The sequence below is a fragment of the Bradyrhizobium sp. Rc2d genome (assembly GCF_900099855.1).
In the GTDB taxonomy this organism is placed as follows: domain Bacteria; phylum Pseudomonadota; class Alphaproteobacteria; order Rhizobiales; family Xanthobacteraceae; genus Bradyrhizobium.
In genome coordinates, this window is record NZ_FNCU01000004.1 from 150,597 (window position 1) to 162,981 (window position 12,385).

Annotated in this window: 14 protein-coding genes; 6 read left to right on the forward strand and 8 right to left on the reverse strand. The window is 64.2% G+C overall.

Annotated features, from left to right (window positions below; genetic code table 11):
* The first annotated feature begins 180 nt into the window (after positions 1-180).
* On the forward strand, positions 181-2,406 hold the full coding sequence (locus BLV07_RS08540) for a PAS domain-containing hybrid sensor histidine kinase/response regulator (RefSeq protein WP_176945416.1): 2,226 nt from the start codon (positions 181-183) through the stop codon (positions 2,404-2,406).
* Positions 2,407-2,445: 39 nt separating this feature from the next.
* Here the strand turns inward: BLV07_RS08540 and BLV07_RS08545 are convergent, their stop codons facing one another.
* The 8 genes from BLV07_RS08545 to hisB form a co-directional block, all read right to left on the reverse strand.
* On the reverse strand, positions 2,446-2,742 hold the full coding sequence (locus tag BLV07_RS08545; protein ID WP_244551021.1) for a hypothetical protein: 297 nt from the start codon (positions 2,740-2,742) through the stop codon (positions 2,446-2,448).
* Positions 2,743-2,847: 105 nt separating this feature from the next.
* A complete protein-coding gene (coaA, locus tag BLV07_RS08550) occupies positions 2,848-3,804 on the reverse strand; it encodes a type I pantothenate kinase (protein WP_091882557.1) in 957 nt (318 codons plus the stop codon).
* A gap of 21 nt (positions 3,805-3,825) precedes the next feature.
* Entirely contained in the window at positions 3,826-4,152 is a 327-nt protein-coding gene (locus tag BLV07_RS08555) for a phosphoribosyl-ATP diphosphatase (RefSeq protein ID WP_008539706.1), read from the reverse strand.
* Positions 4,153-4,232: 80 nt separating this feature from the next.
* On the reverse strand, positions 4,233-5,006 hold the full coding sequence (gene hisF, locus BLV07_RS08560; protein WP_091882560.1) for an imidazole glycerol phosphate synthase subunit HisF: 774 nt from the start codon (positions 5,004-5,006) through the stop codon (positions 4,233-4,235).
* 10 nt (positions 5,007-5,016) lie between these two features.
* Complete coding sequence (gene hisA / locus BLV07_RS08565) at positions 5,017-5,751, reverse strand: 1-(5-phosphoribosyl)-5-[(5-phosphoribosylamino)methylideneamino]imidazole-4-carboxamide isomerase (RefSeq protein WP_091883033.1); 735 nt, start codon at positions 5,749-5,751, stop codon at positions 5,017-5,019.
* On the reverse strand, positions 5,748-6,398 hold the full coding sequence (hisH, locus tag BLV07_RS08570; protein ID WP_091882563.1) for an imidazole glycerol phosphate synthase subunit HisH: 651 nt from the start codon (positions 6,396-6,398) through the stop codon (positions 5,748-5,750). The genes hisA and hisH overlap by 4 nt, the downstream gene beginning before the upstream one ends.
* Positions 6,395-6,925, reverse strand: coding sequence for a DUF2628 domain-containing protein (locus tag BLV07_RS08575; RefSeq protein ID WP_091882566.1), 531 nt, complete (start codon positions 6,923-6,925; stop codon positions 6,395-6,397). The genes hisH and BLV07_RS08575 overlap by 4 nt, the downstream gene beginning before the upstream one ends.
* 63 nt (positions 6,926-6,988) lie before the next feature.
* Positions 6,989-7,582 (reverse strand): imidazoleglycerol-phosphate dehydratase HisB, encoded by a 594-nt coding sequence (gene hisB / locus BLV07_RS08580; RefSeq protein WP_091882569.1) that lies wholly within the window; start codon positions 7,580-7,582, stop codon positions 6,989-6,991.
* Between the two features lie 201 nt (positions 7,583-7,783).
* Between hisB and hslV the strand changes: the two genes are divergently transcribed.
* From hslV to BLV07_RS08605, 5 genes are all read left to right on the forward strand, one after another.
* Complete coding sequence (gene hslV / locus BLV07_RS08585; protein ID WP_091882572.1) at positions 7,784-8,344, forward strand: ATP-dependent protease subunit HslV; 561 nt, start codon at positions 7,784-7,786, stop codon at positions 8,342-8,344.
* A gap of 175 nt (positions 8,345-8,519) precedes the next feature.
* Positions 8,520-9,005 (forward strand): GNAT family N-acetyltransferase, encoded by a 486-nt coding sequence (locus tag BLV07_RS08590; protein WP_091882575.1) that lies wholly within the window; start codon positions 8,520-8,522, stop codon positions 9,003-9,005.
* Positions 9,002-9,619, forward strand: a complete 618-nt coding sequence (locus BLV07_RS08595) for a DUF2585 domain-containing protein (protein WP_091882578.1) — start codon at positions 9,002-9,004, stop codon at positions 9,617-9,619. Before BLV07_RS08590 ends, BLV07_RS08595 begins: the two co-directional genes overlap by 4 nt.
* Before the next feature lie 53 nt (positions 9,620-9,672).
* Positions 9,673-10,977: an ATP-dependent protease ATPase subunit HslU gene (gene hslU / locus BLV07_RS08600; RefSeq protein ID WP_091882581.1), complete on the forward strand. Its 1,305-nt coding sequence runs from the start codon at positions 9,673-9,675 to the stop codon at positions 10,975-10,977.
* A gap of 198 nt (positions 10,978-11,175) precedes the next feature.
* Positions 11,176-12,300 carry a hypothetical protein gene (locus tag BLV07_RS08605; RefSeq protein WP_091883036.1) on the forward strand — a complete coding sequence of 375 codons (1,125 nt, stop codon included), beginning with the start codon at positions 11,176-11,178 and terminating at the stop codon, positions 12,298-12,300.
* Positions 12,301-12,385 lie beyond the last annotated feature (85 nt).

The following is a 12,385-nucleotide window of genomic DNA, read 5'->3' on the forward strand; positions in this document are numbered from 1 at the left end:
TTTGAGCATGATCTTTTCGGAAAACCGCTACACACTTTTCCGGATCATGCTCTGAAGCATTAACGCCTCGTAAACCCTGTTTCGAGGCGGCACCAAAGCCTCAAACTGTTCGCAAGGTCGAGGCGACATCGTCGCACACGGCGAGCGCGGGGTTTCGGACAAGAGTCGGGGTCGGTGGTGATGGGTCGGACGTTCCGGATCAAGGTGCGCATGCGCCGCTTCAGGCGACAGCATCCCCGTATCGCTTTCGCGATCCGTTCCTTCATGATCTTCTCGGCGACGTTCGGCGCCGCCTATGGCTTCGTCTCCGGCAGCCGGTCCGAGAATTCCGGCTACGATCCGAATGCGTTCGCGATTGGCGCGAGCTTCCTGTTCGCCCTCGCCTGTCTCGGCCTTGCGACGCTGAGCATGCGGCTGCGCTTCGTCAACAAGCGGCTGCGCACGCTCGCCGCCCACAACGAGACGCTGATCGACCGCAATTGGGAGCTGAAGGAAGCCGAAGAGCGCGCCCGCAGCCTGTTCGAACAGCAGGGCGACCTGATCGTGCTGCGCGACACAAACGGCCGCATCACCTTTGCCAATGACGCCTATTGCGCGCTGGCCGGACAGACGCGGAGCGCGCTGGTCGGCACCCGCTTCGATTTCGACGTGCTGGAGCAGGGCGACAGCGCGCGCGAGAGCAGCGGCACACGCGTTCACGACCAGAAGATCGCAACCCCGCTGGGCGCGCGCTGGATCGCCTGGCGCGAGGGCTATGTCCGCCTCGATGCCGGGCAGCCCGCCGAATTGCAGAGCGTCGGACGTGACGTCACCGATCGCACCGAGACCGAACGCGCTTTGTCCGACGCGCGCGACCAGGCCGATGCCGCCAACCGCGCGAAATCGCGCTTCCTGGCGATGGCCTCGCACGAAATCCGCACGCCCCTGAACGGCATCATCGGCATGGGCGGCCTCTTGCTCGACACCACGCTGACGCCGGAGCAGACGACCTATGCCAAGGCGGTGAAAACCTCCGGCGAAGCCTTGATGACGCTGATCGAGGAGCTGCTCGACTATTCCAAGATCGAAGCCGGCAAGCTCGATCTCGAGCAACGTCCCTTCGCCTTGTCCACGCTGATCGAGGAGATCACCGAGCTTCTGGCGCCGCGGGCACAGGCCAAGACTCTCGAGATCGCGTCCTATATCGACGAGCGCCTGCCGCTCGAGGTGGTGGGCGATGCCGCGCGGCTGCGCCAGGTGCTGCTCAACCTCGCCGGCAATGCCATCAAGTTCACCGCGCGCGGCGGCGTCGCGCTGATCGTCGAGCCCGGCATCTGGCCGAACGAGATCAGCTTCCTGGTCCGCGACACCGGCATCGGCATCGCGCCGGAAGCGCAGTCGCGCATCTTTCGGGAGTTCGAGCAGGCGGACGAGCGCGTCGCGCGCACCTATGGCGGCACGGGGCTTGGCCTTTCCATCAGCGAGCGCATCGTCAAGCGCATGGGCGGCCGGATCACGCTCACGAGCGAACCGGGCAAGGGCTCGACCTTCGAGGTCGCGGTGCCACTGGCCCCGTCACAAGCCGGCGCCGGACAAACGGCATTCCCCAGCCCCGATCTCGCCGGCAAATCGCTACTCCTCGTTGCCGAGGGCATCGAGGCTTCGCTGATCGCGCGGCGCCTGGAACGCTGGGGCGGCCAGACCTGCATGGTTGCGGATGCGGCGGTCGCCGAGGCGCTGCTGCCGGAGCGTTCATGGCACGCCATGCTGGTCGATCGCGCGATCGGTCCTGCCGCTGCCGACCATCTCGGCGAAGCGGCGCGGGCGCATGCGATGCAGCGGCTCGTGCTGCTGACGTCGAGCTCGCGCCACGAGAAATTCTCCCCGGCCTTCACCGGATTCCTGGTGAAGCCGCTGCGCGCGGCCTCGCTCGCCACACGCCTCGCGCTAACGCCGGAGGTCGCCTCGCCCGATCTCGCGCCGGAGCCGGTGGCAGAATCCACCAGCGCAACGCAGGCGAGGGGCTTTTCGATTCTCGTTGCCGAGGACAACGAGATCAACGCATTGTTGATGCGCTCGCTGCTCACCAAACTCGGCCATCGCGTCGTCATCGCCGTCCATGGCGAAGCGGCGCTCGAATCTTGGCTCGCCGCTTCATCGGCCGGCACGCCCTATGACCTCGTGCTGATGGACATCCAGATGCCGCAGCTCGACGGCATCGAGACGACAAAACGCATCCGCGCACATGAGGCAGCCACGGGTCGCCAGCACACGCCGATCCTGGCGCTCACCGCCAATACGCTGGTCGAGGACCGCTACGCCTGCTTCGAGGCAGGCATGAACGGATTCCTGATCAAGCCGCTCGACCGCGAGAAGCTGGACGAGGCGCTGGCCGGGCTGGCCCCGTCCCGGCACCTGGCAGTCTGATCGCGAATCTCATGGGAACCTGAGCCCGGCCGGCGCCAGCTATGGTGCGGGGCAGGCCGGGAGCCGAGCATGCCCCGTGTCGTCCGGCGGGACGATCGTTCCTTCATGAGCAGTAAAACGCGGCGCAGCGAGCTTATCAGGCGGCGTTTGGGGGCCCTTGAATATGGTGTCCGTCTTTGCCGCGCGCTTGCAATGTGGGCACACGAAGAGATGCGCGATGATCGGGGTCGGCTCGTCCGCGAGCAGTTCGGAGCGGAACCACTTCATCTCGATATGGCAGTCCGGGCAGATCGGCGCTTCAAGCTGCTCCGCGGCGCTTCTGAGACGATCAACCATGCTGCCTCCCAGCCGTTTTTGAAGGCATAGCGGAATACCGATTGTCGGTCAGCAACAAAAGACACTCAGCCCGGACCAGCCACGGACCCATGTTCACCGACGCGATTACAGCCGCCTGAGCGCCACGCTCTCCACCGTGTGGTCGGCGCCCTTTTTCAGGATCAGCGTCGCGCGTGGACGGGTCGGCAGAATGTTGTCCTCGAGATTAGCGAGGTTGGTGCGTTCCCAGATCGCGATCGCGGTGGCGGTCGCTTCCTCGTCCGACAACAGGGCGTAGCGGTTGAAGTAGGATTTTGGATTGGTGAAGGCGGTGTCGCGCAGCGCCAGGAAGCGCTTGATGTACCATTGCCGCAGCGCCGCCTCGTCGGCATCGATATAGACCGAGAAGTCGAAGAAGTCGGAGACCACAGGCACCGCCTTGCCATCACGCGGCAGCTTTCCGGTCTGCAGCACGTTGACGCCTTCGACGATCAGAATATCGGGCCGATCGATCTCGGCCCACTCGTTTGGCACGATGTCGTAGGTCAGATGCGAATAGACCGGCGCGCGGACGTGACGACGGCCGGACTTGATGTCGGAGAGGAAGCTGAGCAGCAGCGGCAAGTCATAGCTGTCCGGAAAACCCTTCTTCTGCATGATGCCCTGCCGCTCGAGCACCGCGTTGGGATACAGAAATCCGTCGGTCGTGATCAGTTCGACCTTCGGCCGCGGCGACCAGCGCGCCAACAGCGCCTGAAGCACGCGGGCCGTGGTGGATTTTCCGACGGCGACCGAGCCGGCGACGCCGATGATGTAGGGCACTTTTCGGTCGCGGATATTGAGGAACTGGCGCTCGGCGTAATACAGGCGCTGCATGGCGTCGACATAGATCGACAACAGGCGCGACAGCGGCAGGTAGATGTCCTCGACCTCCTGCAAGTCCAGGCGATCGTGCAGCGAGCGCAGCCGGTCGAACTCGCCCGGCTCCAGCGTCATCGGCGTGTCGTCGCGCAGCCTGGACCACTGCTCGCGCGTATAGACGCGGTACGGATTATACTGCTGCTCGGGTGCGCGGATATCCATGACGCGATCTTTCCACCTCGGCTAGTTGCCGCTCTTGCGCGACGCCTTTTCTTCCAACCCTGACATCGACGTCCGCTTGTCCAGCGCGGCCTCGACCTCCTCCAGCTTTACGCCGCGTGCCTTGAGCAGCACAAGGAAATGGTAGAGCAGGTCGGCGCTTTCGGCGATCAGATGCGCGCGATCGTTTTCGACTGCTGCGATTACGGTTTCGACTGCTTCCTCACCGAACTTCTTGGCGCAATGCTCGGCGCCCTTGTCCAGAAGCTTGCGGGTATAGGACGCCTCGCCACCGGAGGCCGCGCGGGCATCGATGGTCTCGGCCAGATCGTGGATCGTGAAACGCGGCATACAGACTACTCGGAAAACGCGGTCCGGCCGAACGAGCCGGTCCTCACCGGCTCGTGTAGCACTTTTGTGAACGGGAGTCGTCAGGCATCGAGGCGCATGGGCAGTCCGCAGCGGGCCATGTGCTCCTTGGCTTCGCGGATGGTGAATTCCCCGAAGTGGAAGATCGAGGCGGCCAGCACGGCGGTGGCGTGCCCGTCGCGGATACCGTCGACGAGGTGGTCGAGATTGCCGACGCCGCCCGAGGCGATCACCGGGACGGAGACGCTGTCGGCGATCGCCCGGGTCAGCGGAATGTCAAAACCCTGCCGGGTGCCGTCGCGGTCCATCGAGGTGAGCAGGATTTCACCGGCGCCGAGCGAGACCACTTCCTGGGCATATTCGATGGCGTCGATACCGGTCGAATTGCGTCCGCCATGGGTGAAGATCTCCCAGCGGTCGCCGCCCGGACGCTTGACGCGCTTGGCGTCGATCGCCACCACCACGCACTGCTCGCCGAACTTCTCGGCGGCTTCCTTGACGAACTCGCGTCGCGACACCGCGGCGCTGTTGATCGAGACCTTGTCTGCGCCGGCGCGCAGCAGCGTCTTGATGTCGTTGACCTCACGCACGCCGCCGCCGACGGTGACGGGCATGAAGCAGGCTTCCGCCGTGCGCCGGACCACATCCAGCATGATGCCGCGGTTCTCATGGGTCGCGGTGATGTCGAGGAAGGTGAGCTCGTCGGCCCCGGCGGCATCATAGGCGATCGCGGCTTCGACAGGGTCGCCGGCATCGCGCAGATCGACGAAGTTGACGCCCTTGACGACCCTTCCGTCCTTGACGTCGAGGCAGGGGATCACGCGCACCTTGAACATGTGTCAGCTCCTAGGCGCATGCGTTGCGGATCAAGGTGAGGGCGGCGGCGGGATCGAGCCGGCCGTCGTAGAGCGCACGGCCGGCGATCGCGCCGGCGAGCTTCTTGGCCCGCGGCGTCAGCATCGCCTTGACGTCCTCGATCGAGGCGAGGCCGCCGGAGGCGATCACTGGAATCGAAATTGCGTCGGCGAGTGCGATGGTCGCATCTAGATTCAGGCCTTTGAGCAGGCCGTCGCGCGCGATGTCGGTGAAGATGATGGCGGCAACGCCGGCATCCTCGAAACGCTTTGCGATCTCCAGCACCGTGACCTGCGAGGTCTCGGCCCAGCCTTCGACCGCGACCTTGCCGTCGCGGGCATCGAGACCGACCGCGACGCGGCCGGGGAATTTCTTCGCCGCAGCCTTCACCAACTGGGGATCGCGCACCGCGGCGGTGCCGATGATGACACGGGTGATGCCCTTGTCGAGCCAGGCTTCGACGGTGGCGAGATCGCGAATGCCGCCGCCGAGCTGCACCGGAATTTTGATCGTCTTCAGCATCGCCTCGACGGCCTCGGCATTCATCGGCTTGCCGGCAAAGGCACCGTCGAGGTCGACGACGTGGAGATACTCAAAACCCTGCGCGGCAAAGCTCTGCGCTTGCGCCGCGGGATTGAGGTTGAACACGGTCGCCCGCGCCATGTCGCCTTGCTCGAGGCGCACGCATTGGCCGTTCTTGAGGTCGATCGCGGGAAAGAGGATCACGGCTTCCATCGCAAAAAGTTCGAGATCAGGGCCAGGCCGAAACGCTGGCTCTTCTCGGGGTGAAATTGCGTGCCGATCGCGGTGTCCTTCGCGACGATCGCGGTGACAGGGCCGCCGTAATCGGCGCGCGCCAGCACGTCCGCCTCGTTGGCGGGGTTGAGGTGATAGGAGTGCACAAAATAGGCGTGCTGGCCCTTGGGGCCAAGCGGCAGCTTGTTCAGCACCGGATGCTCGCGCAAAACCTCCAGCGTATTCCAGCCCATGTGCGGGATCTTCAGGTTCTCGTCGCGCGGCGTGATCTTCTCGACATCGCCGCCGATCCAATTCAGGCCGTCCGTCGTGACATGCTCCTTGCCGCGGCTTGCCATCAACTGCATGCCGACGCAGATTCCGAAGAAGGGCCGCGCCTTGACGCGCACCGCTTCGGTGATCGCCTCGACCATGCCGTTGACGGCATCAAGTCCGCGCCGGCAATCGGCGAAGGCGCCGACGCCCGGCAGCACCAGACGGTCGGCGCTGTAGGCCTGGTCCGGATCGCTGGTAACGAACACCTTTTGCGGATTGTCCAGGCTGCGCGCGGCGCGCTCGAAGGCTTTCGCGGCGGAATGCAGATTGCCGGAACCGTAATCGATGATGGCGACGCTCATCTTGACCCTCCCGGTTCTGGAAACAACCCAATGATGCCGCCCGCCGGCAATGGCGGCGGGTTCGAGAATTGCTGACCCGGCACGCCGCGGGTCGGCGGCGGGCCGCCGCGATCGACGGCCCATTGATCGTTGACGATGCCGTGCTGTTTCTGGCTCCAGCGCTCGAAGAAGCGGTGCTCGGCGGTGTCCTCTTTGTCGGCAATCACGACGTCGAGCTGCCGCCACTTGCCGCGCGACAAGGTCCAACGGCGAAGGCTCGAGGCCTCAAAGCCCATCAGCAGGGCGATAATGAGATCCGCGTAGAAGATCGACGAGCGCCCGAGACCGAGGCTGGACAGCCCCGCATTGAACGCGGCCACAAAGATCAGCCAGCCGATCAGCGCCAGCCACAGCCGATTCCACAGCAGCCAGGCCGGGCCGAAGATCATCGCCCAGAAGTGGAAGCCGTCGCGCACGAAGACGAACTTGTCGGTGGCACGCAAATCGGCTCCGGCAGGGGAGGGAGCATGAACCGTGTAGACAGGCATGGTGATGCCCCGTTCTCTGAATTCAGTGATACCGGAGGCGGCGCCCGCCGCCGGACCGAGACGTCAGCCGCCGAGCGAGCCCTTGGTGGACGGGATTTCGCCCACAGCCTTCGGATCGATCGCGACCGCAGTGCGCAGCGCCCGCGCCAGACCCTTGAAGCAGGACTCGGCGATATGGTGGCTGTTATCGCCATATAGGGTCTCGACGTGAAGAGTCACGCCGGCATTGATGGCGAAGGCCTGGAACCACTCGCGCACCAGCTCGGTGTCGAACTCGCCGATCTTGTCGCGGGGGAAGTCGGCCTTGAACACCAGGAACGGCCGGCCCGAGATGTCGATGACCACGCGCGACAGCGTCTCGTCCATGGGCATGTGCACGCCGGCGTAGCGGGTGATGCCCGCCATGTTGCCAAGCGCCTGCTTGACCGCCTGGCCGAGCGCGATGCCGGTGTCTTCGGTGGTATGGTGATGATCAATGTGCAGGTCGCCCACCGCCTTGACCGTGAGGTCGATGCGGGAATGGCGGGCGAGGAGATCGAGCATATGGTCGAAAAAGCCGATGCCGGTCGCGATATTGGCCACGCCGGTGCCATCGAGGTTCACGGTGACCTCAATGTCGGTCTCCTTGGTCTTGCGCTTGATCGTCGCGGTGCGCATCAAAACTAGCTTTCATCCTAGTTCGGGGCCGAAAACGCCGGTCTTTTAACAGCCAAATGACGCCTTCGCTACTGCGGGAACGGGTAGCCGGGCCTCTACTTCTGCCTATGGTGAGCGAATTAGGCCCGGAGCGGCCCGTTGTCCGCCGGTTGTCCCATTGGCCCCGACCGCCTAAATCAGGCCCGACAACGAGGATCATTCATGCAGGTTTCCCAGAACAGCTCGCCGGGCTGGCACGGCACCACGATTTTGACGGTCCGCAAGGGCGGCAAGGTGGTGGTCGGCGGCGACGGCCAGGTCTCGATCGGCCAGACCGTGATCAAGTCCAACGCTAAGAAGGTCCGCAAGCTCGGCAAGGGCGACGTCATCGGCGGCTTTGCCGGCGCGACCGCTGACGCCTTCACGCTCTTTGAGCGGCTGGAGAGCAAGCTCGAGCAATATCCGGGGCAGCTGACCCGCGCTGCGGTCGAGCTGGCCAAGGACTGGCGCACCGACCGCTATCTGCGGCGGCTGGAGGCCATGATGATCGTGGCCGACAAGGACGTCTCGCTGGTGCTGACCGGCACCGGGGACGTGCTCGAGCCCGAGGCCGGCGTGATGGCGATCGGCTCCGGCGGCAATTATGCGCTCGCCGCGGCCCGCGCCCTGCTCGATACCGACAAGGACGCCGAGACCATCGTCCGCCGCTCCCTCGACATCGCCGCCGACATCTGCGTCTACACCAACCGGAATGTGACCATCGAGAGCCTGGCGACAGGGTAGGGCCTACCTGTGACTCAACGGCGGGGCACCGGACTGGCTGTAACCTCTCCCGCTTGCGGGAGAGGTCGCGCCGAAGGCGCGGGTGAGGGCTTTCTCCTCTGGGGGATTGTCCCATTGCGGAAACACCCCTCTCCCGCAAGCGGGAGAGGGGGCGCAGCATCGCCGCGGCTAGCTGATGGCCATAACCTACATCTTCCGCCCGATGACCCCGGCCGATCTGCCGCTGATCCGGCGGTGGCTGGGCGAGACGCATGTGCGGGAATGGTGGGGCGATCCCGATGAGCAGCTTGCGCTGGTCAGCGGCGACCTCACTGAACCCGCGATGGACCAGTTCATCGTGTTGGCCGGCAACCGGCCCTTCGGCTATCTTCAATGCTACCGCCTGACCGCCTGGAATACGGGCTTCGGGCCGCAACCGGAGGGCACGCGTGGGATCGACCAGTTCGTCGGCGAAAGCGACATGATCGCGTGCGGCCATGGCGCGGCGTTCATTCGCCAGTTCGTCGAGGCGCAGCTGCGGAACGGGGTGCCGCGGATCGTCACCGATCCTGATCCGCTCAACGCGCGCGCGATACGCGCCTACGAGAAGGCGGGCTTCGTCCGCGACCGCATGGTCGAGACGCCGGATGGACCGGCGCTGTTGATGGTGCGTGAATCGTGACGCTGACGAGCACGCATCAGAGCAAAGTGGCGGTACCGCCGCTCGCCTGGGTCGGCATCGCGCTGTTGCTGCTGGTGCTGCAAGCCTCGATCCTGTTCGCGGTGGGACGCGTGCCGATCTGCACCTGCGGCTATGTGAAGCTGTGGCATGGCGTGGTGAACAGCTCGGAGAATTCCCAGCAGATCGCCGACTGGTACAGTTTCTCCCACGTCCTGCACGGCTTCCTGTTCTACGGTTTGACCTGGCTGCTGTTTGCGCGACTTCCCGCGCTGCCTTTGTCATGGCCGGCGCGGCTGATCATCGCCATGCTGATCGAAGGTGCCTGGGAAATCGTCGAAAACTCGCCGTTCATCATCGAACGCTACCGCGCCGGTACGATCTCGCTGGACTATTACGGCGACAGCATCGTCAACTCGCAGTCGGACACGGTCTTCATGGTGCTGGGGTTCCTCGTTGCCCGTGTGCTGCCGGTGTCAGTAACCATTCTGGTCGGGCTCGCCTTCGAAATCATGCTGGCGCTCCACATTCGCGACAATCTGACACTCAATATCCTGATGCTGATCCATCCGGTGGACGCCGTGAAGCAATGGCAATCCGGTCCGCCGATCATCTGATGGCCGAAAAAAGCGGCTTGTCCCAGGGCGCATCTGACCCTAGCTAAGGTGCCATGACAGACTTCTCCCCCCGCGAAATCGTTTCCGAACTCGACCGTTTCATCGTCGGCCAGGCCGATGCCAAGCGCGCCGTCTCGATCGCGCTGCGCAACCGCTGGCGGCGGCAGCAGCTCGAAGGCTCCTTGCGCGAGGAGGTGTTGCCGAAGAACATCCTGATGATTGGCCCCACCGGCGTCGGCAAGACCGAGATCGCGCGACGGCTCGCCAAGCTCGCAAATGCACCGTTCCTGAAGGTGGAAGCGACCAAGTTCACCGAGGTCGGCTATGTCGGCCGCGATGTCGAGCAGATCGTGCGCGATCTCGTCGAGGTCGCGATCGTCCAGGTGCGTGAACGCAAGCGCAAGGACGTGCAGGCGCGGGCGCAGCTCGCGGCCGAGGAGCGTGTGCTCGATGCGCTGGTCGGCGCCAATGCCTCTTCCGCAACCCGCGAATCCTTCCGCAAGAAGCTGCGCGCCGGCGAGCTCAACGACAAGGAAATCGAGATCGAGACGCAGTCGTCCGGCGGTGGCATGCCGATGTTCGAGATCCCGGGCATGCCGGGCGCGCAGATGGGTGCGATCTCGATCGGCGACATCTTCGGCAAGCTGGGCGGCCGCAGCAAGACGCGGCGGCTGACCGTCGAGGGCTCGCACGAGATCCTCGTCAACGAGGAATCCGACAAGCTCTTGGACACCGAGCAGCTCACGCTGGAAGCGATCAGCGCCGTCGAGAACAACGGCATCGTATTCCTGGACGAGATCGACAAGATCTGCGCCCGTGACGGCCGCGTCGGCGGCGATGTCTCCCGCGAGGGCGTGCAGCGCGATCTCTTGCCGCTGATCGAGGGCACCTCGGTCTCGACCAAGCACGGCGCAGTCAAGACCGACCACATCCTGTTCATCGCCTCCGGCGCCTTCCACGTCGCAAAGCCCTCGGACCTGCTGCCGGAATTGCAGGGGCGCCTGCCGATCCGCGTCGAATTGCAGGCGCTGACCCGCGACGACATGCGGCGCATCCTGACCGAGCCCGAAGCCTCGCTGATCAAGCAATATGTCGCCTTGATGCAAACCGAGGGCGTGACGCTCGACATCACCGATGGCGCGGTCGATGCGCTGGCCGACGTCGCCGTGGCCGTCAATTCCGCCGTCGAGAACATCGGCGCGCGGCGGCTCCAGACCGTGATGGAGCGGGTGCTGGACGAGATCTCCTTCACCGCCCCCGACCGCAATGGCGAGACCGTCCGGGTCGATGCCGACTACGTGCAGAAGCACGTTGGCGACCTCGCCAAGAATGCCGATCTGAGCCGGTTTATTTTGTAATTTTGCCCCGGCGCTGTATCTATTCCGCCGTCGTCCTGGCGAAAGCCAGGACCCATTACCCCCGGCGGTCCTTGTTGAAACAGATGGCGACTCCGATCTCGGCTCAAACGACCTTCTGTGGTTATGGGTCCCGGATCAGCGCTCGCTATGCTCGCTTGTCCGGGACGACGGCGGAGTTTTATGCGCGGCAAGTACCAAATGCCCGCTAGCCTCTGGCAAAACCCCTGGCGCCTGCTGCTCGCGATCAACGCCGCCGTCCTCGTCGGTGTCTTCGTCCACAAGATCCAGCTGCCGCCTTACGTCCCCTATATCCACCTCCTCGTCGACTACCATTTCGGCTTCATCAAGCGCGCGCTGATCGGGGCGATCGTCGCGCTGTTCACGCCGAAGGTGCCGGTATGGCTGGTGTTCGCGCTCGGCGGCGTGACGTGGCTGGCGACGCTGGGGCTGTACGCAAGGCTGTTCCAGAAGACGTTCGGCTTCACCGCGAAGACGCTGCCGCTGTTCGTCTTCACCGCGGGCTCGCCGTTCTTCCTCAAGAACTTCATGCATACGCTCGGCCATTTCGACATCTATGGCTGCGCGCTGGCGATCGTCCTCTTGCTGATGCCGGCGGGCTCGCTGCTCTTCGTGGCGACGGCTGCGTTGTTCTCGATCGTGCTCGTGTTGATCCATCACATCCATCTCCTGATGTATGTGCCGACGATCATCACCATCGTCGTGATCAGGCATTACCTGGCTTGTGGCTGCAATCGCACCAACATTACGTTCGGTGTCGCCGCTTTTGCCATCGTCTCCGCGCTGTTCTTCGCGGCGCAGTTTCTGGGAACGATGCCGATCCCGGAAGCGGATTTCGTCGCGTATCTCAAGAGCCGGATGGCCGATCCATCCCGCACCGATCTGCTGCAATTCAGCTACATCTGGTATCAGCCGCTGGCGAAGGAGGTTGCCGACACCTGGGGCCGGCTGCCGCACAACATTCTCGGCGTGCCCGTGTTTGCGCTACTGATCTGGCTGCACACGCCGCTGTGGCGTTATCTTGCGAGCCTGATCGACGCGCTCGCGAAGGATATGCACCGGCGCCTCGTCCTCGCGGCAGTGATCGGCATCAGCCTCGCCTATCTCGTGATGTTCGCGATGGTGTTCGACTATTCGCGCTGGATCTCGAACTGGGCGGTCTGCATGTTCCTGATCCTGCATGCGGTGAAGATGCTTCCTGCCGCGCGCGAGACGTCGCCGATTCCGGCCGAGGATCGGAAGACGAACACCTTCGGCCTGATCATCACGCTGATCCCGCGCGTTGGAATCATCCGGCCGTTTTAGGCAGTGCGCTCCCTCTCCCGCTTGCGGGAGAGGGCTGGGGTGAGGGTGTCTCCACAAAGAGATTGCCCAAGATGAGAGAGCCCTC